At 65.0% G+C, this 21,640-nt stretch carries 19 protein-coding genes and 1 tRNA gene; 9 read left to right on the forward strand and 11 right to left on the reverse strand.

Features of this window, described 5'->3' with window-relative positions; all coding sequences use genetic code 11:
- Positions 1-57: 57 nt before the first annotated feature.
- Together DW352_RS11955 and DW352_RS11960 are read left to right on the forward strand one after the other, a co-directional pair.
- The gene (locus tag DW352_RS11955) at positions 58-870 is read left to right on the forward strand and encodes a crotonase/enoyl-CoA hydratase family protein (protein ID WP_115691517.1); all 813 of its coding nucleotides are present in this window, start codon (positions 58-60) and stop codon (positions 868-870) included.
- A gap of 127 nt (positions 871-997) precedes the next feature.
- Positions 998-2,701 carry an NAD-dependent malic enzyme gene (locus DW352_RS11960; RefSeq protein WP_115691519.1) on the forward strand — a complete coding sequence of 568 codons (1,704 nt, stop codon included), beginning with the start codon at positions 998-1,000 and terminating at the stop codon, positions 2,699-2,701.
- 114 nt (positions 2,702-2,815) lie between these two features.
- Here the strand turns inward: DW352_RS11960 and fliJ are convergent, their stop codons facing one another.
- Complete coding sequence (gene fliJ, locus DW352_RS11965; protein ID WP_115691521.1) at positions 2,816-3,238, reverse strand: flagellar export protein FliJ; 423 nt, start codon at positions 3,236-3,238, stop codon at positions 2,816-2,818.
- A gap of 108 nt (positions 3,239-3,346) precedes the next feature.
- A complete protein-coding gene (fliI, locus tag DW352_RS11970; RefSeq protein WP_115691523.1) occupies positions 3,347-4,672 on the reverse strand; it encodes a flagellar protein export ATPase FliI in 1,326 nt (441 codons plus the stop codon).
- Positions 4,673-5,208: 536 nt separating this feature from the next.
- Here fliI and ctrA point away from each other — a divergent pair.
- The gene (ctrA, locus tag DW352_RS11975) at positions 5,209-5,910 is read left to right on the forward strand and encodes a response regulator transcription factor CtrA (RefSeq protein ID WP_115691525.1); all 702 of its coding nucleotides are present in this window, start codon (positions 5,209-5,211) and stop codon (positions 5,908-5,910) included.
- A gap of 644 nt (positions 5,911-6,554) precedes the next feature.
- Here ctrA and DW352_RS11980 read toward each other — a convergent pair.
- Together DW352_RS11980 and DW352_RS11985 are read right to left on the reverse strand one after the other, a co-directional pair.
- A complete protein-coding gene (locus DW352_RS11980; RefSeq protein ID WP_115691527.1) occupies positions 6,555-6,866 on the reverse strand; it encodes a HigA family addiction module antitoxin in 312 nt (103 codons plus the stop codon).
- Entirely contained in the window at positions 6,841-7,122 is a 282-nt protein-coding gene (locus DW352_RS11985) for a type II toxin-antitoxin system RelE/ParE family toxin (RefSeq protein ID WP_115691529.1), read from the reverse strand. The genes DW352_RS11980 and DW352_RS11985 overlap by 26 nt, the downstream gene beginning before the upstream one ends.
- Positions 7,123-7,965: 843 nt before the next feature.
- On the opposite strand from DW352_RS11985, the gene DW352_RS11990 reads away from it, so the two are divergent.
- Positions 7,966-9,669: an outer membrane beta-barrel protein gene (locus DW352_RS11990; RefSeq protein ID WP_115691531.1), complete on the forward strand. Its 1,704-nt coding sequence runs from the start codon at positions 7,966-7,968 to the stop codon at positions 9,667-9,669.
- Positions 9,670-9,701: 32 nt separating this feature from the next.
- Positions 9,702-11,390 (forward strand): outer membrane beta-barrel protein, encoded by a 1,689-nt coding sequence (locus DW352_RS11995; RefSeq protein ID WP_115691533.1) that lies wholly within the window; start codon positions 9,702-9,704, stop codon positions 11,388-11,390.
- A gap of 17 nt (positions 11,391-11,407) precedes the next feature.
- On the opposite strand, the gene DW352_RS12000 is transcribed toward DW352_RS11995, so the two are convergent.
- The 6 genes from DW352_RS12000 to chpT form a co-directional block, all read right to left on the reverse strand.
- A complete protein-coding gene (locus tag DW352_RS12000) occupies positions 11,408-12,286 on the reverse strand; it encodes a CheR family methyltransferase (protein WP_115691535.1) in 879 nt (292 codons plus the stop codon).
- Complete coding sequence (locus DW352_RS12005) at positions 12,283-13,434, reverse strand: protein-glutamate methylesterase/protein-glutamine glutaminase (RefSeq protein ID WP_115691537.1); 1,152 nt, start codon at positions 13,432-13,434, stop codon at positions 12,283-12,285. Before DW352_RS12005 ends, DW352_RS12000 begins: the two co-directional genes overlap by 4 nt.
- A gap of 19 nt (positions 13,435-13,453) precedes the next feature.
- On the reverse strand, positions 13,454-13,819 hold the full coding sequence (locus DW352_RS12010; protein WP_115691539.1) for a response regulator: 366 nt from the start codon (positions 13,817-13,819) through the stop codon (positions 13,454-13,456).
- Positions 13,820-13,872: 53 nt separating this feature from the next.
- A complete protein-coding gene (locus DW352_RS12015; RefSeq protein ID WP_115691541.1) occupies positions 13,873-14,334 on the reverse strand; it encodes a chemotaxis protein CheW in 462 nt (153 codons plus the stop codon).
- A gap of 9 nt (positions 14,335-14,343) precedes the next feature.
- The gene (locus DW352_RS12020; RefSeq protein WP_115691543.1) at positions 14,344-16,965 is read right to left on the reverse strand and encodes a hybrid sensor histidine kinase/response regulator; all 2,622 of its coding nucleotides are present in this window, start codon (positions 16,963-16,965) and stop codon (positions 14,344-14,346) included.
- A 159-nt stretch (positions 16,966-17,124) separates the two neighbouring features.
- On the reverse strand, positions 17,125-17,754 hold the full coding sequence (gene chpT, locus DW352_RS12025; RefSeq protein ID WP_115694376.1) for a histidine phosphotransferase ChpT: 630 nt from the start codon (positions 17,752-17,754) through the stop codon (positions 17,125-17,127).
- Between the two features lie 116 nt (positions 17,755-17,870).
- On the opposite strand from chpT, the gene DW352_RS12030 reads away from it, so the two are divergent.
- Positions 17,871-18,701 carry a 3'(2'),5'-bisphosphate nucleotidase CysQ family protein gene (locus DW352_RS12030; protein ID WP_245434414.1) on the forward strand — a complete coding sequence of 277 codons (831 nt, stop codon included), beginning with the start codon at positions 17,871-17,873 and terminating at the stop codon, positions 18,699-18,701.
- A 9-nt stretch (positions 18,702-18,710) separates the two neighbouring features.
- On the opposite strand, the gene DW352_RS12035 is transcribed toward DW352_RS12030, so the two are convergent.
- Complete coding sequence (locus DW352_RS12035) at positions 18,711-19,208, reverse strand: YHS domain-containing (seleno)protein (RefSeq protein WP_210209967.1); 498 nt, start codon at positions 19,206-19,208, stop codon at positions 18,711-18,713.
- Positions 19,209-19,295: 87 nt separating this feature from the next.
- Here DW352_RS12035 and DW352_RS12040 point away from each other — a divergent pair, with 87 nt between their 5' ends.
- The 3 genes from DW352_RS12040 (at position 19,296) to DW352_RS12050 (ending at position 21,602) form a co-directional block, all read left to right on the forward strand.
- Positions 19,296-19,898, forward strand: coding sequence for a DUF1134 domain-containing protein (locus DW352_RS12040; RefSeq protein ID WP_115691544.1), 603 nt, complete (start codon positions 19,296-19,298; stop codon positions 19,896-19,898).
- 235 nt (positions 19,899-20,133) lie between these two features.
- Positions 20,134-21,432 carry a coiled-coil domain-containing protein gene (locus DW352_RS12045; protein WP_115691545.1) on the forward strand — a complete coding sequence of 433 codons (1,299 nt, stop codon included), beginning with the start codon at positions 20,134-20,136 and terminating at the stop codon, positions 21,430-21,432.
- Positions 21,433-21,527: 95 nt separating this feature from the next.
- A tRNA-Val gene (locus DW352_RS12050) sits at positions 21,528-21,602 on the forward strand.
- Positions 21,603-21,640: the final 38 nt, after the last annotated feature.

Raw genomic sequence — 21,640 nt, forward strand, 5'->3', positions numbered from 1 at the left:
TGCGACCCTTTGCGTGCGCCGGACGGGCCGTCCGTGCCGGCCAGCCGAGGTCACGATATGCCGAAATCAGCCGATACCGTCTCCGATGCCGTCTTGCGCCAGGACGACGACCGCATCGCCCTGCTCACGCTCAACCGCCCCGACAAGCTCAATGCCCTCAACTACGACCTGATCGACCGCCTCTCCGCCCATCTCGACGCGATCGAGGCCGACGACACGATCCGCGTCGTCATCCTCACCGGCGCCGGCGAGCGCGCCTTTTCGGCCGGCGCCGACATCGCCGAGTTTGCCCCGAGCGTGCGCAAGGGCGCGCCGGCGGCGCTACGAGAATTCGTACAGCGCGGCCAGCGGCTCACCGCCCGCATCGAGACCTTCCCCAAGCCGATTATCGCCGCGGTCAACGGCCTCGCTTATGGCGGCGGCTCCGAGATCACGGAGGCGGCGCCGCTCGCCATCGCCAGCGAACGCGCCGAGTTCTGCAAAGCCGAGATCACGCTGGGCTTTGCCCCGCCCTTCGGCGGCTCGCAGCGCCTGCCGCGCTTGATCGGCCGCAAGCGCGCGCTGCGCATGATTCTCACCGCCGAGCCGATCAGCGCCTGGAAAGCGCGCGATTTCGGCCTCATCAACGAGGTGGTGCCGCACAACAAGCTCTACGAGGAGGCCTTTCGCCTCGCCCGCGTCATCGCCGAGAAATCGCCGCTGGCCGTCGCCGCCTGCCTCAATAGCGTCACCCGCGGCATCAACGTGCCGATCGACGAGGGGCTCGCCATCGAGGCCAATGCCTTCGCCCGCATGGTACCGACCAAGGACATCGAGGAAGGAATCACGGCCTGGCTCGATCGGCGGCGGCCGCAATTCACGGGACGATAGCGCGCGACACCACCACCGTAGGAATGCGTGTTGCGCGTAAAAGCTCGTCACCTCTGCGCCGCTGGCGGTCCCGCGGCGTTCACGACCGTGTTACAAGGAGCCCAACATCAATGGACTCCTCGCTGCAATGGCCGACCCCGCTAAAGATACCGTCTGCGTTCCCGCCGCCCTCTCCGGCTATCAGATCCTCTGCGACCCCCGACTGAACAAGGGCACCGCGTTTTCCGACGAGGAGCGCGACCGGTTCGGCCTGCACGGCCTGTTGCCGCCGAACGTCGCGACCATGGACGGGCAGATCGCCCGCCGGCTGACCGCCCTGCGCAGCTTCTCGACCGACGTCGAACGCTATTCCTTCCTGCGCGACCTGCAGGACACCAACGAGACGTTGTTCTACGGCCTGCTCTCGAACAACGTGAAGGAGCTGCTGCCGATCGTCTATACGCCGACCGTCGGCGCCGGCTGCCGGCACTTCAGCCAGCTCTTCCGCCGGCCGCGCGGTGTTTTCCTCAGCCTGCCGCATCGCGCGCATATCCGGCAGATTCTGGCGAACCCGCATTTCGACCGCACCGAGGTGATCGTGGTCACCGACGGCGAGCGCATTCTCGGCCTCGGCGACCAGGGCGTCGGCGGCATGGGCATCCCGATCGGCAAGCTCGCGCTCTATACCGCCTGTGGCGGCATCGCCCCGGCGACCGCGCTGCCGATCTTCCTCGATGTCGGCACCGACAACGAATACATCCTCAAGGATCCGCTTTACGTCGGCTGGCGTCATTCGCGCGTGCGCGGCCAGGAGTACGACGATTTCATCGAAGACTTCATCGCCGCGGTCCACGAGCGCTGGCCGCACGTGATGCTGCAATGGGAAGACTTCGCCAAGAGCAACGCCACGCGCCTGCTCGAGCGTTACCGCGACCGGCTCTGCACCTTCAACGACGACATCCAGGGCACCGCGGCGGTCGCCACCGGCACGCTGTTGTCGGCGATCAACGTCACCGGTGTGCCGCTCACGGAGCAGCGCATCGCCGTGTTCGGCGCCGGCTCGGCCGGCTGCGGCATCGCGGCGCTCATCATGGCGGCCATGATCGATGCCGGTTTGCCGGCGCGCGAGGCGGCGCGGCGCTTTTATCTCGTCGATCGCGACGGCCTGCTGCTCGAGGGCATGCCGGACATCGCTTCGTTCCAGCGGCCGTTCCTGCAACCGCGCGACGCCGTCGCGTCATGGCAGCGCAGCGGCGATCGCATCGGGCTGCTCGACGTCATCGAGAACGCCAAGCCGACGGCGCTCATCGGCGTCTCGGCGCAGACCAACGCCTTCAACGAGACGGTGGTGCGCGCAATGGCCGCGCACAACAAGCACCCGATCATCTTCCCCTTGTCGAACCCGGTCTCGTGCGCGGAGGCCGATCCGGCCGATGTCGAGCGCTGGAGCGAAGGCCGGGCCGTCATCGGCACCGGCAGCCCCTTCCCGCCGCTGATGCGCGGCGGCGAGTCCTTCAGCGTCGACCAGACCAACAACTCCTACATCTTCCCGGGGGTCGGCCTCGGCGCGGTGGCGACGCAGGCCGCGCGCATCACCGACACGATGTTCATGGCCGCGGCCAAGGCACTGGCGGAGCTATCGCCGGCCAAGCGCAATCCGCAGGCCAATCTGCTGCCGCCGGTCACCGCCTTGCGCGACGTCGCGATCTCGATCGCCGTCGCGGTCGGCAAGCAGGCGGTCGCCGAGGGGCTGACGAGCGGCGTTACCGCCGACACGGTGGAGGCTGCCGTCCATGCCAAGATGTGGACGGCGCGTTACCGGCCCTATCGCCGCGCCGGCGCGAACGATTAGGAGCGGGAATTGTCCGTAGCCTGCATGGAGCGCAGCGGAATGCGGGGCTGACTTAGGCCCGGATTTCGCTTCGCTCATCCGGGCTACGGCAGGTTCTGTTGTCTTGAAGCGCCGTTAAATGCGCACGCCGCCGGTGCTGTAACGGAGCGCCGCGATGCGGTCGAGCTCGTTCTGCTCGCGGGCATTGGCTTCGGCCTTCTCGCGCGCCTGGTCGCGCTCGTCGAGCATCTCGACCTTCTTGAGCTCCTCGAAGGCCTCGCCGAGCGAAGCCTTGGCGTCGTCGAGCTGCGCACGCAGTTCGTCGGTCGAACGCTTGAGATTCTCTTTCCGCGTCATCGCCGCCTTGGCGTAGGTCGGATAGGCGAAGTGGCCCGGGTCATGGATACCGGCGCGGTCCTGCTCGAGCTTGATCTCACGATCGAGCTCGGTACCGATGCGGTCGAATTCCGCGATCATCGACTCGATCTGCGCGACCTTGCGCCGTTTCTCGTCGACCTGGAATTTCTTGAGCCGGATAAGCGTTTCGCGTGACTTCATCGACTGGATACTCCCCCGAAGTCCCGAATTCCGCCGGCCAGCCGCATACCATCGACCCGGCGCAGGCGGCCCCGGACGTTCAGTGGACGCGATCCTGCGTCAATAACGTTAGTTTTCTGTTTCCAAGCCGCTTAAAATGCGCTCAAGCCGCTGGTACCCCTCCGCCAAAGTTGTGGATTCGTCCTTGCGCTGGCCAAGGAACGTCTCCAGCGGCTTGTTGAAACCGATGGCTTCGTCGACGTCGGGGCTGGACCCGGGCCGATAGGCGCCGAGCCGGATGAGTTCCTCCATGTCGGCATAGGTCGCCATCACCTGCTTGGCGCGGGTGATGACCGGCAGGAAGGCGGGATCGGCCGCCTTGGGCATGGTGCGGGAGATGGACTTGAGGATGTTGATCGCCGGGTAGCGCCCGCGCTCGGCGATCGCGCGCTCCATCACGATATGACCGTCGAGAATGCCGCGCACCGCGTCGGCGACCGGTTCGTTGTGGTCGTCGCCGTCGACCAGCACCGTGAAGATGCCGGTGATGGTGCCTTCGTCGGTGCCGGGGCCCGCGCGCTCGAGAAGACGCGGCAGTTCCGTGAACACCGTCGGCGTATAGCCCTTGGCGGTCGGCGGCTCGCCCGCCGAGAGGCCGATCTCGCGTTGCGCCATGGCAAAGCGCGTGACCGAGTCCATCAGCACCAGCACGTCCTTCTGCAGGTCGCGGAAGAACTCGGCGATGGCGAGCGTCAGATATGCGGCCTGACGCCGCATCAAGGCCGGCTCGTCCGAGGTCGAGACCACGACCACCGAGCGGGCCAGGCCCTCGGGACCGAGATCGTCCTGCAGGAACTCCTGCACCTCGCGGCCGCGTTCGCCGACGAGGCCGATGACCGAGACGTCGGCATTCACATTGCGGGCCATCATCGACAGCAGCACCGACTTACCGACGCCGGAACCGGCGAAGATGCCCATGCGCTGACCGCGGCAGCAGGTGATGAAGGTGTTGAGGGCGCGCACGCCGAGATCGAGCGGCTCGCCGACCCGGCGCCTGGCATGCGCCGGCGGCGGCGAGTTGCGGAAGGAGTAAGGCGCCGGCCCCGGCGCCAGCGGGCCGAGGCCGTCGATCGGCTCGCCGAGCGCATTGACGACGCGGCCGAGCCAGGATTCGGACGGGCGCACCGCGCCGGCCGCGGTCGATACCACGGCGCGGCAGCCGCGCCGCACGCCATCGAGCGAGGCGAACGGCATCGCCAGCGCGTGGCCGCCGGAAAAACCGACCACCTCGCAGGGGATCATCCTGCCGATGCCGGTCTCGACATTGAGCCGGGCGCCGACCGACATCGCGTGGATCGGACCGGCGATCTCCACCATCAGACCGCGCACGCCGACCACGCGGCCATAGATCTCGACGCCGTCGATATCGCCGATCTGTTCGGCCAGGGCTTTCATGCGTTCAAACCATCCATGGGAGGCATAGGCGGCCACGCCCGCCGGCCGGCTCTCTCTCCCCTTGGGAAAGAGGTAAAGGCAGGCACCTCAGCGAATCTCCGGAACTTTGGTGCAACGCATTCGATTTAACCTGTGCAAAGGGCCGTAAACTCGCCCTTAGGCTTACCGCCCGACCCTCGCCTTTAACGCGTTGTTTACCCGGGTCGTTAATCATTGGGTCATCGTCCATGGGAGTTTGGCCATTCGAATCGCCCGGCCAGGACGGAAGGGGCGAGATGGACTGACGGGAGCCGGAATCACCGCCGGCTTTCGAGCTGAGGAGACGGACCGGCCCGTGGCGAAAAAACCACTTCCGGCAAAAGCTTAAGCCGATTCGGGCACTCGTGCCTACGGCGTGCTTGCGTGCAGGAATCAGGTTTTGTTAACCATGTCGGAATAGTGTCGAATCGGTTTGTCCCACCGCGTATTTTTAAATGCTCGCCGCCACCCACGCGGCGCTGACCTAGAGGCCCGGTTGCGGCGAGAAGGGGACTGGCATGCGCGTTCTACTTATTGAAGACGACAGCGCGACCGCGCAATCGATTGAGCTCATGCTCAAATCCGAGAGCTTCAACGTCTACACGACGGATCTCGGCGAAGAGGGTGTCGATCTCGGCAAACTCTACGACTACGACATCATCCTCCTGGACCTGAACCTGCCCGACATGTCGGGGTTCGAGGTCCTGCGCTCCCTTCGCGTGTCGAAGGTGAAGACGCCGATCCTGATCCTCTCCGGCCTCGCCGGCATCGAGGACAAGGTCAAAGGCCTCGGCTTCGGCGCCGACGACTACATGACCAAGCCCTTCCACAAGGACGAGCTGATCGCCCGCATCCACGCGATCGTGCGCCGCTCCAAGGGTCACGCCCAGTCGGTCATCAACACCGGCGACCTGGTGGTCAACCTCGACACCAAGACGGTGGAGGTCTCCGGCCAGCGCGTGCACCTCACGGGCAAGGAATACCAGATGCTCGAGCTGCTCTCCCTGCGCAAAGGGACGACGCTCACCAAGGAGATGTTCCTCAATCATCTCTACGGCGGCATGGACGAGCCGGAGCTCAAGATCATCGACGTGTTCATCTGCAAGCTGCGCAAGAAGCTGGCGAACGCCTCTTCCGGCCGCAACTACATCGAGACGGTGTGGGGCCGCGGCTACGTGCTGCGCGAGCCGAGCGAGCACGACGAACGGATCCCCGCTTGATCGGGTCTCGAACGGGGCGCTTCGGCGCCCCGTTTTGTTTTCAGGCTGTTCGTTTTCTCACGTTTGCTTTCCGGCAAGTCGCGGCTTTCGTTTTTCAGTAAGCCGGCGCATCCCGTTCACATCCGTCGTTGCTTCCGGCGCGCACCTATCAACCCGTCATGCCCGGGCTTGTCCCGGGCATCCATGATGAGCTTCACGTTTGAGAGCCGTACGCTCTGTCATGCCAAGAGGCACGGCCTCATGGATTGCCAGGTCAAGCCCGGCAATGACCGTGGGGAAAGTTACGAGCAAGCGTTCGACCCGTGTCGAGCCGCACGGACTCCGCCCCGTCATCCTGAGGGTGCGAGCCGCTTTAGCGGCGAGCCATTGCAAGTCGGCTGTAGCCGACTTGCACACTTCAAATCCGATGTCGGGCAAGCCCCGACACCGGTGGATGAACGGCCGCAACGCTTCGCCGATTCAGTTCACCCGCTTCGCGGTTCAAGGCCCTGCCCTTGTTGCGTCGCGTGCATCTTGAAGGAGCCCAGTTGGGCTCACTCCTCCCAACTTGCCCCGGGGCGAAAGCGCCGGGGCTTTTTTGTTTGAGAACGTGCGGCGCATTGGCGCCTTCCCAAACGCGGCCGTGTCCGGGCTTGCCCCTTGCTCTACGCCGCCCTCGGCTTGATCGCCTTCAGCTTGTCGCCGATCTGCCGGCGGCGCGCCATCAGATCGTGCGCGGTTTGCAGTTGCAGAAAAAACCCTTCGCTCAATCCGAAATAGCGTGCGAGCCGCAGATCGGTGTCGGCCGTGACGGCGCGCTTGCCGAGCACGATCTCATTGATACGCCGCGGTGGCACAGCGATCGCCCGCGCGAGCGCCGTCTGCGACAAATCCATCGGCTTCAAGAATTCCTCGATCAGGATTTCGCCCGGATGCGGGTTCGGCAGCAATTCAGTGGTAGTCGACGATCGCGACATGCTCGGCTCCTGCTTCGCTCCAGAAGAAAACGATGCGCCACTGATCGTTGATGCGGATGCTCCATTGTCCGGCCCGGTCGCCGCCCAACTTCTCCAACCGGTTTCCGGGCGGCACCCGCAAATCGTCGACACGCCTCGCGGCATCGATAAGACGCAATTTGCGTAGCGCGACAGCCTGGATATCGAACGGAACACGGCGACTGCGCTCGCCGAGCCAAATCTTTGCCGCTTCCCCATCACCGAAGCTGACGATCATGGACACGGAATATAACGCACAACGTTATACGGATCAATAAGAGCACTCCGCTTAAAAATATTCCTATAGCATTATTGACTATGATCCTATTTTGACTATTATCTCCTCATCCCACCCACCGAGGGGCGTCGTCGCGAGACGCAAACGAGGACGGGGCGGGATGCGGCGCCCGCGGACCGGCCCCGTAAGCCGGTACTCGGGAGGTCTCGGGACCCGCCCTGGGGGCACTACGACCCCTGTGCAGGGAGCCTGCTAGCAAGCCGCCGTGTGGAGGTCCGCGGCCCGAGGCGCGACAAGGCGATGAGCCGAACTGGCGCCGCGGGAGCCACGACACCAAGGCCGTACAGGCTGACGGTGACGGGCGGACGCCGCAACGGCAGCCTGAAGCGCGGACCCGGGAACAGAAATCGCCGCCAGGGAGCGCCGCGGGGCGCGCACCCTTTCGTCGAAGGGTGCACACGCTCCGTAGCGCAAATGAGTGGCGCCAACGGCGTCCACTTGTTTGCGCGAGCGTGGTCTTAAGTGGAAGCGCCTCGCGGCGCTCCTTCCCCTCCTTCGCGAGGGCCACGGAAAACGGGCGAACCCGGCGCCCTGACAAACAACACGGGCGGCGAAGCATTGGCTTCTTCGCGACAACGAGCGATCTTTTCACAATTGAACGGCGTCGCTGTGCGCAACGAGCGCGCTGCGATCAAGACGGAGGTTCCATTGCACGACCGCCGCTCGCCAAATGTGTTGCCTGTGCATCATCACCGCGCTGTTCGACGGCGACGGCGGCATTAGTTGTGAATTCGTGGCCGCAAATGTTCGTCAGCGACGTGGTATCCTACTAACGTCCCATTCATGACACACTCTCGCCATCGCCGATGGATTGGCGCCGCGCTCCTCGCGACTTTTTCTGCTGGCACAGCGCACGCCGCAGATCTCACCAAGCTGCCCGTTAAAGTTCCGCCGGTTGCGTCGTGGAATTGGACGGGTCTCTACGCCGGTGTGCATGCGGGCGGCGGACTTGGCTTCTCCGAAGCCGGCAACCCTTACGGCACGTCGATCTACGGCGACAAGATTCGCACACCCGCTTTCATGCTCGGCGGACAGGTCGGCTACAACTGGCAACCGGTCGGTTCGCCGTGGGTGTTCGGCGTCGAGGGCGAGCTGAGCTGGCTCGATGCCGACGGCACCGTCACTTGCTTTGCACCCAACGGCACAATGACGTCGTCGACCTGCAGCGCGCGGCCGCAATACACCGGCGCGTTGACCGGTCGTATCGGTTACGCCTTGGGTCCGACGCAGCGCACGCTTATCTACGGCAAAGGCGGCGCCGCCTTCCTGCATAATCGCATCGACGCCACGAGCAATTTCGGCTTCGGCGTATTTCCGATCACGACGACCGACTCCAGCAACACAAGCTGGGGCTGGACGCTCGGCGCCGGCGTCGAACAGGCGCTGTCGCCGGCGTGGTCGTTGAAGCTCGAGTACGATTACCGGCACTTTGCCGATGTCTCGCTGGACACGCCGGCAACCTTCTCGACTCCGCCGGGCGGCGCTTTGCCGACGCCGGTCGCGGCTTCGAGCACCAGCGTGCGCCAATCGATGCACACGGTGAAGCTCGGCCTCAATTATCATTTCGGCGCGCCGGCGAACGCCACCTGGGGCCCGGATGCCTATGCGGCGATGGCCTCGGCCAAGCCGGGCGACAGCGGCTGGAACGTCGAGGTCGGCGGCCGTTATTGGTACAGCAGCGGCCGGTTCCAAAAAGACCTTCCCGGCACCAATGCCTCTTCGACCAATCTGATCTCGCGGCTCACTTACGCCGATCTCACGGGCCACAGCGGCGAAGTGTTCGCTCGCATCGACACGCCATGGCGCGTGTTCGTCAAGGGTTACGCCGGCGCGGGCAAGATCGCCAGCGGGCGCATGAACGACGAGGACTGGGGCCTTACGGGCAACAGCGGCGGGCCGCCGTATACCGGCTATTCGAACACGCTGTCGAACCTCAGTTCGACCGACATGAACTATCAAACGATCGATATCGGCGTGAACCTGCTGCAAGGTCCGGGATTCAAGTTCGGTCCCTTCGTCGGCTACAACCGCGTGCACGAGCAATACGCGGCTAACGATTGCGCGCAGACCGCCTCGCCCACGTCGGGCATCTGCACGCGGACCATCACCAACACCGCCGTCATCACCGAAACCGACACGTGGCAGTCGCTGCGCGTCGGCGCGGCCGGCGACGTGTGGCTCGCACGACGCTGGCGGCTCACGGGCGACATCGCCTATCTGCCTTACGTGCGCTTCTCGGGCGTCGATAATCACTGGCTGCGTTCGCTGGTGATCGACGAATCCGGCCGAGGCCGCGGCGTGCAGATGGAGGCCTTCCTCTCCTATTACGTCACGCCGCAGTTCAGCGTCGGCGTCGGCGCCCGCTACTGGGCGATGTGGACCACGAGCGGCGACGACGCCTTCAACGGCTCGCCGACGGAGCGCTCGGACACCTATCGCTACGAGCGCTTCGGCGGCCTTTTGCAGGCGAGCTACAAGTTCGATTAGCGCCCTGCGCTAAAGTCATCGGGTGAGCGGGTATGGCGGTGTCGTACGGTCGGTTGTTTGTCGGTGGCGTGCTCCTCGCGACATTGTCCTGCGCTCATGCGCAAGCGGCGGATCTCGAAAGACAGGCCTTCAAGGCGCCGCCGCTCGTCGTTTGGAATTGGACCGGCCTCTACGCCGGCGCGCATGCCGGCGCGACGTTCGGCGCCGCCGACATCTCCAGTCCCTATGGCCCGTCGATCTTCGGCGATCAGATCCGCACCCCGGGCCTCTTGCTCGGCGGACAGGTTGGCTACAACTGGCAGCCGGCGGGTTCGCCCTGGGTCTTCGGTATCGAAGGCGAGTTGAGCTGGCTCGATGCCGACGGCAGCGGCAATTGCTTCGCGCCGAACGGCGAATTCACGTCGTCCACGTGCACGGCGCGGCCGCAATATACCGGCACATTGACGGGCCGCATCGGCTACGCCTTGGGACCGACCGGACGCACCTTGCTGTACGGCAAGGGCGGCGCCGCGTTCCTGCATAACCGCGTCGACGTGACGACCAACGAAAACTTCGCCGAGACGTCCGCGGCGACGCACAGCAGCAACACGGTGTGGGGCTGGACGGTCGGCGCCGGCATCGAACAGGCGCTGTCACCGGCCTGGTCGCTGAAGCTCGAATACGACTACCGGCGCTTCGCCGACTTCACGATGGCGACGCCGCAGACGGTGACCACCGCCGAAGACGGCACCGTCACGCCCGTGCCGGCTTCGAGCACGAGCATTCGCCAATCGACGCACACGGTGAAGCTCGGCCTCAACTATCGCTTTGGCGCCGACGCGAACGCGGCGTGGGGCCCGGGCGAACAGGCTATGGCCGCGGTCACGCCGACGGGCGATTGGAATTTCGAGATCGGCGGCCGCTATTGGTACAGCTCCGGCCGCTTCCAGAAGGACGTGCCGAGCGAGCACAAGACGTCGACGGTTTTGGCCTCGCGGTTGACCTACGCCAACGTCACCGGCCACAGCGGCGAAATCTTCGCGCGTCTGGACACGCCCTGGCTCGTCTTCGTGAAAGGCTTCGCCGGTCTCGGCCGCATTACCGACGGCCACATGAACGACGAAGACTGGGCCGTCAAGAATCCCGACACCAATCTGTCAGGCGCCTATTCGAACACGTTCTCGAATCTGGTGGCGACCAACATGAACTACCAGACGATCGACATCGGGCTCAATCTGCTGAGCGGCCCCGGCTACAAAGTCGGGCCCCTGGTCGGCTACAATCGCGTTTACGAGCGCTATGCGAGCAGCGACTGCGTTCAGTTCGCCACGACGGCGTCCGGCATTTGCGGTCCCAATGTCGGATATGGGCCGCTCATCACCGAGACCGACACGTGGCAGTCGCTGCGCCTCGGCCTCGCCGGCGACGTGTGGGTCACGCCGCGCTGGCGCATCAGCGCCGACATCGCCTGGCTGCCTTATGTGAGCTTTACCGGTCAGGACAATCACTGGCGCCAATCGCTGGTCGCGCAAGAGAGCGGTACGGGCCGTGGCGTGCAGATGGAGGCGATCGTCTCGTACTTCGTCACGCCGCAATTCAGCGTCGGCGTCGGCGCGCGCTACTGGTCGATGTGGACGACGGCGGGCTCGGATATCTACGACGGCACCCTCACCGATCGCTCCGACACCTACCGGTACGAGCGCTTCGGCGGGCTGTTCCAGGCAAGCTACAAGTTCAACTAGGTGACGGCGGCCTGGCCCTACCCCTTGGCGGCGAAGCGAAGCATCGCCCCCGGGGCCGCGCCGCGCGGGGCGAAACGCGCCGCCGGATTCGGCGCATAAAGGCCGCGCTTGTCGACGACCGGCTTGAACGCGTCGGTGAGGCCGACAACGGTCTCGGCCGCGCCGAGCACCAGAAAGCCGTCGTCCGACATCTGCTTGGCGACGCGATTGAAGACGCCGATCTTCGAGTCCTGATCGAAATAGATCAGCACGTTGCGGCAGAACACGATGTCGAACATGCCGAGCGGCGAGAAGTCCTTGAGCAGATTGAGCGGACGGAATTGCACCATGCCGCGCAATTCGGGCGCGACCTGCCACATCTCGCCCTCCTTGCTGAAGAACTTCACCAGAAGATGGATCGGCAGTCCGCGCTGCACTTCGAACTGGCTGTAAAGACCGTGCCGCGCGCGCTCGAGCACCTCCATCGAAAGGTCGGTCGCCAGGATGTCGATGCGGAAGCCGGCGAGCGCCGCGCCCATGCTCTTGAGCGTCATGGCGATGGAATACGGCTCCTGACCTGACGAGGCCGCCGTGCACCAGATGCGGATGCGCTTTTCCTTGGCCCGCGCCGCGATCAGCGAGGGCATAATGGTATCGCGCAGATGATCGAACGGGATCTTATCGCGGAAGAAGAAGGTCTCGTTGGTGGTCATTGCCTCGACCACCTCGGTCACCAGCGGCGCTTCCGCCTGGGCCTCGCGCAGCTTGGCGATGAGTTCACCCAAGCTTGTCAGCCCGTGACGGCGCGCGAGCGGCAACAGCCGGCTTTCGGCGAGATACTGCTTCTCCGCGGGCAAGACGAGGCCGGAGCGCTCGTGCAGCAGCCGGCGCAGAAAATCGAAATCCAAGGGGCTCACGCGCGTTCTCCCGCAAACAGGCGGGCGAGTTTCGGCCCGATATCGGTAAGCGGCAGCACGGCGGAACAGAGACCGGCCATCGCGACTTGGCCAGGCATACCCCAGACGACGCTGCTCGCCTCGTCCTGCGCCACGACATGACCGCCGGCGGCAACGACTTGTTTGGCTCCGGCCAGTCCATCGTGACCCATACCGGTCAACACCAGCGCCAGCGCCTTCGTACCCCACACCGCGGCGGCGGACGTGAACAAGGGGTCGACCGAAGGCTTGCAGAAGTTGATCAAAGGCCCGTCGTCGAGCGCGATCACGATGGCGTTGTCGCGGTGCACGACCGACATGTGGCGGCCGCCGGGGGCCAGATAGACCGTACCGGCTTGGACAGCCTCGCCATCCACCGCCTCACGCACGGGATGCTTGATGGCGCGGGTGAGATGTTCGGCCAGGATGGCGGTGAAGGTCGGCGGCATGTGCTGGGTAACGAGGACGGGCGCGCGATCAAGCACAGGCCCCGCCTGCGTCAGCACGGCATTGAGGGCCTGCGGCCCGCCGGTCGAGGAGCCGATCAGCAGCGCGCGCGGCGGCGTCAGCGGCATCGGCCGCAACGCGATATCCGCATGCGCGTGGGCGCTCGGCTGTAGCGGCGGCGCGATGGTGGCGGCGCACGGCGCCGGTGCCGCGAGGATGCTGCGGCGGCGCAGGGTACGCAAACCAAGCTGCCGGATCTTCTCGATCAGATCGCGATGGAAGTCGGCGCCGACATTGATCTCGCGGGACGTTGCGGGCTTCGGGATGTAATCGGCGGCGCCGAGCGCCAGCGCGCGCAAGCTGACCTCGGCATTCCGGCGCGTCACCGTCGATGCCATGATGACGACGACATCGCGCTTCTTGGCGAGCAGTTGCGGCAGCGCGGTGATGCCATCCATGTCCGGCATCTCGACATCGAGCACCACCACGTCCGGTGCGACACGCTCGATCTGGTTCACCGCCTCGCGGCCCGACCGCAGCGACGCGACGAGTTCGAGATCGGGCTCGGCTTCTACCCAGCGCGCGAACAGCCCGCGCACGACGATGGCATCGTCGACGAGCATGACACGGATGCGGCGACCCACGGCGAACGCGGTCGAATGCGGTGCAACTACGAGAGCCATAGGCTTGACCGGATTTTGCTCAGATCAAGCCGACTTCCTGGAATTTGGCTTCGACAATCTCCTTGTCGAAGGGCTTCATGATGTACTCGTTGGCGCCGGCATGCAGCGCGCGCGCAATATGCGCGACGTCGTTCTCGGTCGTGCAGAAGACCACCTTCGGGGCGTCGCCGCCCGGCAGCCGCCGCAACGAGCGCAGGAACTCGTAACCGTCCATCTTGGGCATGTTCCAGTCGAGCAGGATCGCTTCCGGCAATTGCCGCCGGCAGCTCTCCAGCGCCTGCTCTCCGTCTTCCGCCTCGACGATCTGGAAGTCGAGTCCTTCGAGAATACGCCTCGCGACCTTTCGGATGACGCTGGAGTCGTCAACGATCAAGCATGTCTTCATGACACAGTCCTCACCAAGTTCTTTGCAGCTACCGTTGCCGTTCTGGACAAGGTTCACGCCGCTATCGCGGTCGTGCCGATATCAAGCACCCGATCGACATCGACGAGCATCAAGAGCTGCCCGTCGAGCCGGTAGATACCCGACGATACGCGCGCAAGGCGCGCATCGAGATTGATCGGGTTCGGCTCGCGCATGGTCTCGTCGAGCTTGTGCACCTCGCCGATACTGTCGATCAAAAGACCATAGGATTCGCCGCGAAGCTCGACGCCGACGGCCATCGGCGTCGCGTCGCTCTCGCGCGGCGGCAGCCCGAGCCGCTCACGCATGTCGATCAAGGTCACGATGCGGCCGCGCAGATTGAGCACACCCGCGAACTCCGGCGACGCCAGCGGCACGCGCGTGATCCGCTCGGGCAGGAAGACATCCTGCACGCTGCGGATCGGCATGCCGAACAGCTGACCGCCGATCATGGCGGTCACGTATTCCTGTAAAGTGCGGTCGCCGGCTTCGTTCATGGTCAGCCATCATGCAGCCCGGCCGATCTCGGACTGCTCTTTGAGCGCCGCGATCAGACCCTGGCGGTCGAACTTAGCCACGTAATCGTAAAAGCCGACCCGGCGGCCACGCTCGACCGCGTCGGCGGACACTACCGACGACAGCGCGATGACCGGCAGCCCGGCGCAGCGCGGATCGGCGCGCAAGGCCTCGGCAAACTGAAAGCCGTCCATCTCCGGCATCTCGACATCGGTAACCGCGACGTCGAAGCTGCGGCCTTCGTGAAGCAACTCGAGCGCGGCTTCTCCGGACGCAACGGCCGTCACATCGTAACCGGCGGCCTGTAATACGGGACCGAGCATGTTGCGGAAGAAAGGCGAGTCGTCGACGAGCAGCACCGATCGCTTCCGCGGCGCCCCCTGCTCCTTGCGGCGGAACCAGTCCTCGAAGGCGAGCGGCAGAAAGTGGCCCGCGTCGACGATCTCGGTCGCCTGCCCCTTGATGATCGCCGAGCCGAGCACGCCGGCCTGTTCGCTTCCGACTTGGATGTCGAGCCGGTCGTCGACGATATCGATGATCTCATCCACCACCAACGCCATCGAACGCACGCCGTCGGTGAAGACGAGCAGCGGCTGCGCACCCTCGCTCTTCACGCGCACGGTCTCGTTCATGGTGACGAGCGGCATGAGCTGGCCGCGATATTGCACCATATGACGGCCGTTCGACATCTCAATCTTGCGGGCGTCGATCTCTTCCAGGCGCGTCACCAGCGACAGCGGCACCGCCTTCTGCTGCGCTGAACCGGCGCGGAACAGAAGCAGCGATGTGCTTTCTTCCTCGGACGAGACAGGCTTCGCGCCCGCGTCGACGTGCGCCATTTGCGCCGATACCGTACCGCCGAGAGCCTGGGCGATGCCGTTCGGATCGATGATCATGATCACCGAGCCGTCGCCGAGGATGGTGTTGCCCGAGAACATCGTGATGTGGCGCAGCTTCGACGACATCGGCTTGACCACGATTTCCTCGGTGTGGAACACCGCGTCGACGACGATGCCGAAGGTCTGGTTGCCGACCTGCGTCACGACGATGAAGCCCTTTTCGAGATCGGGCGCTTCCTCTTTCTCGATACCGAGCAGCCGGCTCAATCGCGTGAGCGGGAGCAGCTTGTCGCGCAGCCGCAGCACATTGGCGTCCTTGATCCGCTCGATACGGTGGTTGGTGCCGGCGCGCGCACGCACCAGTTCGACCACCGAGAGCTGCGGAATGGCAAACCTGTCGCCGCCGGCTTCGACGATCAGCGCCGAAACGATGGCCAGCGTCAGCGGGATCTTGATCGTGAAGTTCAGACCGATACCAGCCACCGACTTCACGTCGATCGTGCCGCCGATCTGATCGATATTGTTGCGGACGACGTCCATGCCGACGCCGCGGCCCGACACGCTGGTGATCTTCGCCGCGGTCGAGAAGCCCGGCACGAAAATGAACTTCTGGATCTGCGTTTCGGTCAGCTTTTCCGCTTCGGCTTCCGAAACCAGTCCTTGCGCGATGGCCTTGCTCTTGATGCGCGCGGTGTCGAGCCCGCGACCGTCGTCGGCCAGTTCAATAACGATGAAGCCGCCTTGATGGTAGGCCGACAGCCGGATGCGGCCGCGTTCCGGCTTGCCGGCGGCGCGGCGCTCGGCCGGCAGTTCGAGCCCGTGGTCGGCCGAATTGCGCACCATGTGCGTGAGCGGATCCTTGATCAGATCGAGGATCTGCCGGTCGAGCTCGGTGTCCGCGCCCTGCATTTCCAGATCGATCTGCTTGCCGAGTTCGACGGACAGATCGCGCACGATGCGCGGCAGCTTCTGCCAGGCATTGCCGATCGGCTGCATGCGCGTCTTCATGACGCCTTCCTGCAGCTCGGCCGTCACGTTGGAGAGGCGCTGCAGCGGCGATTTGAATTCGGAGTCTTCGTGCCGGCGCACAATCTCGAGCAGTTGATTGCGCGTCAGCACCAGTTCGGACACCATCGTCATCAGGTGTTCGAGCGTTTCGACGGTAACGCGGATCGACTGACTGCCGTTCTTGCCGATGTCGTCGTCCTTGGCCGGCCCATCGTTCGCGACGGCGTCGGGCCTGTCCGGTTTGCTGACCGGCGGCTCGACCTCCGTGTCGCGAAACGCGCGCTCTAGATCGTCGAGCGGCACTTCGCCGGGACGCAAGGCCCGCTCGAGAACCTGCGGCGTCAACGTGCCGACCGTATGCGACGGCGGTTCGCCGAGCGGACCGGCGGCGAGGCGCGCGACCATGTTGTTCAGGCTGACGATCAGATCGTCGTCGCCGCCATCGGGTTCGCGTTCGTCGCGCTCGAGCGTGTCCAAAATCTGCTTGATGCGATCGATGGTCGCGAGGATGAGCGTGACGGCTTCCTTGGTCGCCGGCACGCCATCGCGAAACTTGCCCATCATCGTCTCAGCGGCGTGCGCAAGCGCTTCCAGCCGCGGCAGATTCAGAAAGCCGCACGTACCCTTGATGGTGTGAACGAGACGGAAGACGTTGGCGAGGATCTTGGCGTTATTCGGTTCCTGCTCGAAACGCACGAGCTCGACGTCGACCACGTCGAGACTCTCGTTGGTCTCGGTCACGAACTCACGCAACAACTCGTCCATGAAAACGCCTACGCAGACGGGCACAGGGCCGTCTCACCGGCTCCCCTGTCGGAGAGCGGCGCCAGTGTGTCCGCGAAGGGTTTAATTTTGGTTTCGGAGAGGTAAGCGATCGCGCGTTGTTAACCGCTCGCTAACCACCTTCTCTCCGGCGACGTCGCTTTAGTGGGCGTTGATCACCACCGCGTCACCGTCCAACGCGACGGTCGGGCTGATGCCGCAGGTTTTGGCCAACAGACCGGCGTAGAACGGCTGAATGCGATGGGCGTCGAGTCCGTCCTCGCCGACCTCGCCGGACAACAACGGCGCGTTCAGCGGCACCTTGGCATAGGTGCCGACGGCCGTGATCTTGAAGCCCATGGCATCGCCCTCGCCGACGCCGTCGATGGTGAGCTTGCCGCCGCGCGGAATAGCCTGGCCCGCGATCAGCAGCAGATTGAGCAGAAGCTTCACCTTGTTCTTCGGCATCAGCAGCCGCGGCAAATTCCATTCGATCTTGGTCTTCTCGTCCTCCAGGAACCCGCGCGAAATCTTTTCAGCATCGCCCGTGTCGATCTGCGCGCCGGCCGAACCGGCGGCGCCGAAAGCGATGCGGCAGAACTGCAGCTTGGCGGAGGCGGTGATGGCGCTTTTCTTGATGAGGTCGAGGGCGAACTGCTTGGTCTCCTCGTCCTTCTCTTCTTCGAGCACCTCGAGACCATTGACGATGGCGCCGACCGGGCTGATCAAATCGTGGCAAACACGCGAGCAAAGCAACGCGGCAAGATCGAGCGCATCGATGGAACCGGACATGGACTGGCCTCCGCGGAGCGTGCAAAAAATGAAGCGAATCGCCGGCCGAACCGGCTTTTTGGCGTGATACACCGCAGGCAGGCGAGCGCCAAGGACGGCACGGGAGGAAGCACATTTTGGCTGTAACTTCAGAAGTTTCCGCCGCCCAGGCCGTGGCGCTGCTGGACGATCTCACGGCACTCGTCGCCCGTGCCTCCACGCTCATTCGCAGCATGGCGGAAAAGGGGGTGAGCCGCCGCCTCAAGGAGGACAAGTCGCCGGTGACCGCCGCCGACGAGGCTTCCGAGGCCCTGATCCTGGAGGGACTTTCGCGACTTTTGCCCGGCGTGCCGGTGATCGCCGAGGAAATGGCGGCCCGGGGTGCATTGCCGCCGCTCGACGCCAGCTTCCTGGTGGTCGATCCGCTGGATGGCACCAAGGAATTTCTGGCCGGCACCGACGAGTTCACCGTCAACGTCGCCATCGTCACGCGCGGTGTGCCGATCCTCGGGGTGGTGTCGGCACCCAACCGCGGGCTCGTCTGGCGCGGCGTCGTCGGCGCCAAGGCCGAAAGGTTGCGGATGCTGGCGGACAGCGCCGACCAGGCGGAGCCGATCCGTACCCGGCGATGGCCGCAGCACGACGCCGTCGCCGTCATGAGCCGCTCGCACCTCGATGCCGCGACCGAAGCGTTCCTCACGCGGCTCGGGCCAATCGCCCGCAAGCCAGGCGGCTCGGCCATTAAGTTCTGTCAGATCGCGGAGGGGGCGGCCGATGTCTACCCGCGCCTGGCGACGGTGTGCGAGTGGGACGTCGCCGCTGGCCAGGCGCTGCTCGTCGCGGCCGGCGGCATTGTCGCGACGCCCGATGGTCGGCCAGTGGCCTATGGCCGCAGCGCAGAGAACTTCCGTGTCCCGGCCTTCATCGCCTGGGGCGATCCGGCGAAAGCGGCGGCGATGACGGCGTAGGCCGGCGGCTCAGCGGTTCGCGGCGCGCGCCACGTCCGGCCACTTGCGCGTCGCGGCGGCGACGATGCGATCGGCATCCGCGATAAAGGCCGCGCGATCGGCATCGCTGTAGAAGAGATAGAGACGGTCGCCGGTGACGGTCCAGATCAGCGGATGCCCGGGAACGGCGCGACCCCGCTCGATCGCCACCGGATCGTAGCCGCCGAACTGCGGCATATAGACTTCCGGATTGGCGACGAAGGCGTCGCGGTTGCCGGGGTTGCGGAAACGCCAGACCGCGCCGAAGCGGCCGAGCTCCAGGTCAGGACGGCCGAAGACCGGCTTGCGATCGGTGAAATAGGCGACAGGATCGACGCCGCTCAGCGCAAGCCCGGTATCGGCGTTGACAACAAGCGGTTGTTCCGCCGCCGCAGAATAGCCGAAAAGGATGCCGAAGGCCGCCAAAACGAGGCCGAATAGCCCGCCGCGCAACGCGCGCGCCTTTTCCGGCTGCCGTGCTCCAGTCATAGTTCCACGCGACATTCGATTCGGGGACCCCTAGCCCGTCACCCTAGGGAGCCGGCGTGATCATCCGGTTAAGCGGGGCTGTCATCCATGGAGTTTTCGATGCGCGCGCTCTTGCGCCTTGTGGTCCTGACCTCGTGCCTGCTTTCTGTTGGCACCGCGCTGGCGCAGGAGCAGTACGCTCCGCCGCCGCAGCGGCAGCGAAGCCCGGACACGTTCTCGCCAGGCGAACTGGTGCGCGAAGGCCATCGCTTCTTCGGCACGGTGTCGCGCGGCCTGGCGCAGGTGGTGGAAGCCGCGGTCGCCCGCTGGGGCCAGCCGAACGGCTACATCCTCGGACAGGAAGGCAGCGGCGCCTTCATCGTCGGCCTGCGCTACGGCGACGGCAAGCTCTACACCAAGAATGCCGGCGACCGCCGTGTGTTCTGGGAGGGGCCGTCCGTCGGCTTCGACTACGGCGGCGAAGGCGCGCGCACCATGATGCTCGTCTATAACCTGCCGGCGACCGAGGCGATCTACCAGCGCTTCGGCGGCATCGACGGCTCCGCCTACTTCATTGGCGGCTTCGGCATGACCGCCCTCACCGCAAACAACATCGTGGTGGTGCCGATCCGTTCGGGCGTGGGCCTAAGGCTCGGCGCCAACATCGGCTATCTCAAGTTCACCCAGAACGCGACCTGGAATCCCTTCTGATCCAGCGCGGTCGCTTGGGTTACGCGCGCGGGCATTGATGGGCCGACGCTCATCAATGCCCGCTCTGTTTGTTTTGCACTTTGACGAAAACCCGCAGCGGACGTCACAGAATGCCGGTAAAGCAGACGCGCCGGCGAGTTTAGGTTAATCCAGGGTTGTACTGGCGGTTGTCTTAACCCCATGGCATGGTTTCCATGGGGTATATGGGTTTGGGTGAGCTGGAGGCGTCGTTTCCATGATTGAACCGATCATGTACTTCGGGGTCGGGTTTCTCGTCGCGGCCCTTATCGGCCTCGTCCTTATTCCGCTCGTCCACGGCCGCGCCGTCCGCCTGACCATGCGCAGGCTGGAAGCGGCCACGCCATTGTCGATGGCTGAAATCCAGGCCGACAAAGATCAGCTCCGTGCCGAATTCGCCATGTCGACCCGGCGCTTGGAGATGAGCGTCGAGCAACTCAAGGCCAAGAGCACCAACCAGCTCGCCGAACTCGGCAAGAAGGGCGACGCGATCAACCGGCTCAAGATCGAGCTCGGCGAGAAGACCGCCACCATCTTCGCGCTCGAAGCGCGCGACAAGGCGCTGCGCGATCAGCTGCGCGCCACCGAGGAAGAATTCGCGGTCAAGACCAGCGCCATGCTGGAAGCGCAACGTGCCGTGTCGGACAAGGAATCCGAACTGGCGCGGCTGATGGGCGCGCTCGACGAGCGATCGCAGACGGCCGAAGCGCAGAAGGTCGAGATCGTCGCGCTGAAGACCCAGATCGAAGCGCTGAAAGAGCGCCTCAACGGCGCCAGCAGCGAACTCAAGGCGGTCGAGGATCGCCGCGACGCCGAGCGCGTCGAGCTGCACGCCGCGACCCAGGAACTGAGCGAAGAGCGCGGCAAGGTCGAAAACCTCGGCCGCCGCGTCGGCGAGCTCGAGCACCAGCTCGTCGCGCAGACGACGGAGGCCGAGATCCTCGGTCGGCGCGCGCACGACCTCGAAGCCCGTCTTGCCGAACAGACGCGCCTGCTGACCGAGAGCGAGTTCGAACTGAAGCAGCTGCGCGGCGCCATGGATGTCGCGCGCAAGACCGAAGGCGACCTGCGTTCGGCCATCGCCGAACTCGACGGCCGCTCGTCCGCCGCCACCAAACAGCTCAAGGCCGACAACGATCAGATCGCCGCCGAGCTCGAGCGCACGCGCGAGGAGCGCGACCGCTTCGCCCGCGACTTGGCCGGCATGAAGCGTGAGGCGGAGGAGAACTGGGCGGCCGAGCGCGTCGAGAACGCCTTGCTGCGCGAACGCATCAACGACGTGGCCGCCGAGGTGGCGCGTCTGGCCTCGACCTTGGAAGGCCCGAATTCGACCATCGACGCCATCCTGGCCACCGAAGGCGCCCGCGATCGGGCCCCGATCGCCGTGACCACCCATGGCGCGGTGGATCTGTCGGGTGAAGCGCCGGTCAGCGGCAATCTTGCCGACCGCATCCGGGCCCTGCAGTCGCAGGCGACGCGGGTGACGGCGGGCGACGATCCGAAGACGCGGAACTGACGGCTTTAACGGCTGTCCCGGCTCTCTTTTCCGGGAGGGCAGGCCTCGCTTGACACATCTTCGAGGCAGCCCCTATATCGCGCATTCTGATGGCCGGGCGGTTAGCTCAGCGGGAGAGCACACCCTTCACACGGGTGGGGTCATAGGTTCAATCCCTATACCGCCCACCATCAAGGCCTGCCTCCCGAGGGGCAAAGCCCTCGGGACC

Source organism: Pseudolabrys taiwanensis (assembly GCF_003367395.1).
GTDB classification, from domain to species: Bacteria; Pseudomonadota; Alphaproteobacteria; order Rhizobiales; family Xanthobacteraceae; genus Pseudolabrys; species Pseudolabrys taiwanensis.

What these genes read in the sequence shown, in the direction of transcription:
- DW352_RS11955 (WP_115691517.1), top strand. Translation starts at nt 58, where the DNA reads ATGCCGAAATCAGCCGATACCGTCTCCGATGCCGTCTTGCGCCAGGAC.
- DW352_RS11960 (WP_115691519.1), top strand. Translation starts at nt 998, where the DNA reads ATGGCCGACCCCGCTAAAGATACCGTCTGCGTTCCCGCCGCCCTCTCC.
- fliJ (WP_115691521.1), bottom strand. Translation starts at nt 3,238, where the DNA reads ATGAAGTCACGCGAAACGCTTATCCGGCTCAAGAAATTCCAGGTCGAC.
- fliI (WP_115691523.1), bottom strand. Translation starts at nt 4,672, where the DNA reads ATGAAAGCCCTGGCCGAACAGATCGGCGATATCGACGGCGTCGAGATC.
- ctrA (WP_115691525.1), top strand. Translation starts at nt 5,209, where the DNA reads ATGCGCGTTCTACTTATTGAAGACGACAGCGCGACCGCGCAATCGATT.
- DW352_RS11980 (WP_115691527.1), bottom strand. Translation starts at nt 6,866, where the DNA reads ATGTCGCGATCGTCGACTACCACTGAATTGCTGCCGAACCCGCATCCG.
- DW352_RS11985 (WP_115691529.1), bottom strand. Translation starts at nt 7,122, where the DNA reads ATGATCGTCAGCTTCGGTGATGGGGAAGCGGCAAAGATTTGGCTCGGC.
- DW352_RS11990 (WP_115691531.1), top strand. Translation starts at nt 7,966, where the DNA reads ATGACACACTCTCGCCATCGCCGATGGATTGGCGCCGCGCTCCTCGCG.
- DW352_RS11995 (WP_115691533.1), top strand. Translation starts at nt 9,702, where the DNA reads ATGGCGGTGTCGTACGGTCGGTTGTTTGTCGGTGGCGTGCTCCTCGCG.
- DW352_RS12005 (WP_115691537.1), bottom strand. Translation starts at nt 13,434, where the DNA reads ATGGCTCTCGTAGTTGCACCGCATTCGACCGCGTTCGCCGTGGGTCGC.
- DW352_RS12010 (WP_115691539.1), bottom strand. Translation starts at nt 13,819, where the DNA reads ATGAAGACATGCTTGATCGTTGACGACTCCAGCGTCATCCGAAAGGTC.
- DW352_RS12015 (WP_115691541.1), bottom strand. Translation starts at nt 14,334, where the DNA reads ATGAACGAAGCCGGCGACCGCACTTTACAGGAATACGTGACCGCCATG.
- DW352_RS12020 (WP_115691543.1), bottom strand. Translation starts at nt 16,965, where the DNA reads ATGGACGAGTTGTTGCGTGAGTTCGTGACCGAGACCAACGAGAGTCTC.
- chpT (WP_115694376.1), bottom strand. Translation starts at nt 17,754, where the DNA reads ATGTCCGGTTCCATCGATGCGCTCGATCTTGCCGCGTTGCTTTGCTCG.
- DW352_RS12035 (WP_210209967.1), bottom strand. Translation starts at nt 19,208, where the DNA reads ATGACTGGAGCACGGCAGCCGGAAAAGGCGCGCGCGTTGCGCGGCGGG.
- DW352_RS12040 (WP_115691544.1), top strand. Translation starts at nt 19,296, where the DNA reads ATGGAGTTTTCGATGCGCGCGCTCTTGCGCCTTGTGGTCCTGACCTCG.
- DW352_RS12045 (WP_115691545.1), top strand. Translation starts at nt 20,134, where the DNA reads ATGATTGAACCGATCATGTACTTCGGGGTCGGGTTTCTCGTCGCGGCC.